We start from the raw sequence: 2,448 nt of genomic DNA, 5'->3' as shown, positions 1-2,448 counted from the left end.
GTAAACAATTTGAATACCAGCATCAAATAATTTGAATACTTCGGAATTTCACGTTATGTCTTCTGGCATTTAATTTGATTTTCTTAGTGTATTTAATGTGACGTTCTACACATAAAGAAAAGATACTTACAAAATTTGAAAAAGACTATCTCAGTTCTACATTGCACCCTTTTAGAAAAATAATTGTGACTGTCTCTAAACATAGGCTTAACAACGATTTTGAATACATTGCAATACGTGTGAAATCGTTAAAAGAAGACGAAGAAGAAAATATGTGTTTTCCAGCTTTTAAAATAGGAACTATGTATAAAGGTATGGAACTTGATAAGAAATACAGTTTAGAGGAGCTAGATTTATGAGGGACAGAAAGTGACAATCGAGGAACTAGAACAGTACAGATGGATCTCAGCAGAAATAGATGCACTTAATGAACAAATCTATGCAATGTACAACACTTACCACTCACCATCGTTCAGTTCTGCTGGTTCCTTTAACGCAGAACCTCACTCACCAGTTGAATCTGCACTGAAGAAAATTCAAAAGCTTGAAAATCTGTACAATAAGAAAATAAATGATCTTAGAACAAAAGCTGAAACAATTGAAGACTGGCTATATACAGTTGATGATCCATTCGTTCGCTCCTGCATCAGATATCACTATCTGCTAGGCTATACGTGGAAAGAGACTTCAAAAAGAGTATACGGATACAAAAACGGTAATTACTACAATGCCAGGAAAGCTGTTTTCCGATACTTTGGAAAAGAGTGAAGAAGTGCCATATCTACGGCACTTTTTTTGAATTTCTTTAAATATTAGTGATAATATACTTGCATATTACGTGTAATATGATATAATAATATCAGAAAGGAGGAAATGATGGGTAAAAAAAAGAAAAAACTTGCTTCGAAGAAGTGGAGCAGAGCTGACAAACTTATGCTCCTGTCGATAATTGTTGACTTAATCGGAATTCTTCTAACAAGTTTAAAAAAGTAGTAGCAAGGGAGACAAAGTCTCCCAACTACTTTACAGAATAAATTATACTCATCAATTAAAGGAAATGACAACAAGAAAAAAAGTTTTAAGCTCTGCATTATTCTTTATTAGTGGAATGCTTTGTATGGCTGGCATTCTAAATCATTCTATCGGAAATCTGATTTCATCTGCTTGCAGTGTTGTTATTGCCGTGATCTATATTAAGTAATATGGTAAACGATAAAAGTAAACAGTATAAGCAGCAGAACAGTTGGATCAAAGAAAACTGTACACGTATTGGTGGAACATTTCCAAAGGATTTTGCACAGGAGTTCAAAGATGCTTGTAAAGTACTTGGTATTTCACAGGCAGAAGCTATCAGACAAGCAATGCAGGAGACAATTGAAAAGGCAAAAAAATAAATCTGTCCAAATTGTCCAAATACTACGTGCTATTATGGTAGTGTCGAAAGAGAGTTCATAAGGACTCTCTTTTTACGTGGCACTGTCGAACCTCCTTTCTGATTACTGTTTTCTGTTGTACTAATGTTTTCTGACGGTGCCTTTAAAGAGGAATGATCATGGATGAAGATGTAATTGATGTATCACACTTGTCAGAAGAAGAATACAAGCAGCATATGAGAAGGCTGCAACAGTTGCATACTTCACCATGTCTATATTGCACAGCTGTCTGTACTGACTGGGTACGATGTAAAAAATATCAGAAGTGGTACAGGATGGCTAACAGAATAAAGAGATGACTATGGAAAAGCATGTAAACAAACTTAAACAACTGAACAAGGACGTAAAGTCACCGTGTGGACAGTGCGACATTCGCAGTCACTGTAACGCTCCTGGGAGATGTCCAGCTTACACACACTGGCGCAAGGTTTACTTGTCGAGAAAGATAACACATGGTTAGAAGAGGTACCTCTGGTGCTAGATTCAGACCAGATAAAGACGGAACACACCGTGCAGCATTCGATAAGAACAAGAAGAGAATCTATGCAACACAGACTGTCTGTGCTTTATGTGGCAGGCCTGTGGACTTCTCTCTGAAGTTTCCTCATCCTATGTCTGCAACGATTGATCATATTGTTCCTGTTTCTAAAGGCGGACATCCTTCAGACATAGACAATCTTCAGCTTGCACATCTGTCATGCAACAGAGCAAAGGCTGACAAGACAGCAAAGATAGTCTTCCTGGCTGATGACAAGGCAATAAGCAATCGTATTCTTCCTCAGTCAATGAACTGGTCTGAATACAGGTCTAAATAGGGGGAGTACCTCCCCAAGAGCCTGGCAGGCTGATAACCCGCCCGCACTGCGAATATTTCTCGCGGAAACGCTAAGCATTCTGAAATCAGCAATGTCATTAAGTTAAGGCATTGAACCAATTGAATCTCTAAAGTGCACTGCGCATTAACTTGCGTAGTGCTTTTTTTCTTCAATGAAATATTTTTCTCAGATATGAACAA

The 2,448-nt window shown here is 37.5% G+C and carries 5 protein-coding genes; all 5 read left to right on the top strand.

Annotated features, from left to right (window positions below):
- Window positions 1-369: 369 nt before the first annotated feature.
- The 5 genes from ACTND6_RS10840 (at window position 370) to ACTND6_RS10820 (ending at window position 2,248) form a co-directional block, all read left to right on the top strand.
- On the top strand, window positions 370-768 hold the full coding sequence (locus ACTND6_RS10840; RefSeq protein ID WP_441024233.1) for a hypothetical protein: 399 nt from the start codon (window positions 370-372) through the stop codon (window positions 766-768).
- A gap of 289 nt (window positions 769-1,057) precedes the next feature.
- The gene (locus ACTND6_RS10835; RefSeq protein WP_441024234.1) at window positions 1,058-1,201 is read left to right on the top strand and encodes a hypothetical protein; all 144 of its coding nucleotides are present in this window, start codon (window positions 1,058-1,060) and stop codon (window positions 1,199-1,201) included.
- A gap of 1 nt (window position 1,202) precedes the next feature.
- Window positions 1,203-1,394: a hypothetical protein gene (locus ACTND6_RS10830; protein WP_441024236.1), complete on the top strand. Its 192-nt coding sequence runs from the start codon at window positions 1,203-1,205 to the stop codon at window positions 1,392-1,394.
- A 158-nt stretch (window positions 1,395-1,552) separates the two neighbouring features.
- Complete coding sequence (locus ACTND6_RS10825) at window positions 1,553-1,732, top strand: hypothetical protein (RefSeq protein ID WP_441024239.1); 180 nt, start codon at window positions 1,553-1,555, stop codon at window positions 1,730-1,732.
- A gap of 153 nt (window positions 1,733-1,885) precedes the next feature.
- The gene (locus ACTND6_RS10820) at window positions 1,886-2,248 is read left to right on the top strand and encodes an HNH endonuclease (protein WP_441024242.1); all 363 of its coding nucleotides are present in this window, start codon (window positions 1,886-1,888) and stop codon (window positions 2,246-2,248) included.
- Window positions 2,249-2,448 lie beyond the last annotated feature (200 nt).

The organism is Bulleidia sp. HCP3S3_C9 (assembly GCF_052064035.1).
Classification (GTDB): domain Bacteria; phylum Bacillota_I; class Bacilli_A; order Erysipelotrichales; family Erysipelotrichaceae; genus Bulleidia.
The sequence above is the reverse complement of the archived record's forward strand: the minus strand, read 5'-3'. Positions and strand labels throughout refer to the sequence as shown.

Coding starts and splice junctions, on each gene's coding strand:
- ACTND6_RS10825 (WP_441024239.1), top strand. CDS start 1,553: ATGGATGAAGATGTAATTGATGTATCACACTTGTCAGAAGAAGAATAC.
- ACTND6_RS10835 (WP_441024234.1), top strand. CDS start 1,058: ATGACAACAAGAAAAAAAGTTTTAAGCTCTGCATTATTCTTTATTAGT.
- ACTND6_RS10830 (WP_441024236.1), top strand. CDS start 1,203: ATGGTAAACGATAAAAGTAAACAGTATAAGCAGCAGAACAGTTGGATC.
- ACTND6_RS10820 (WP_441024242.1), top strand. CDS start 1,886: ATGGTTAGAAGAGGTACCTCTGGTGCTAGATTCAGACCAGATAAAGAC.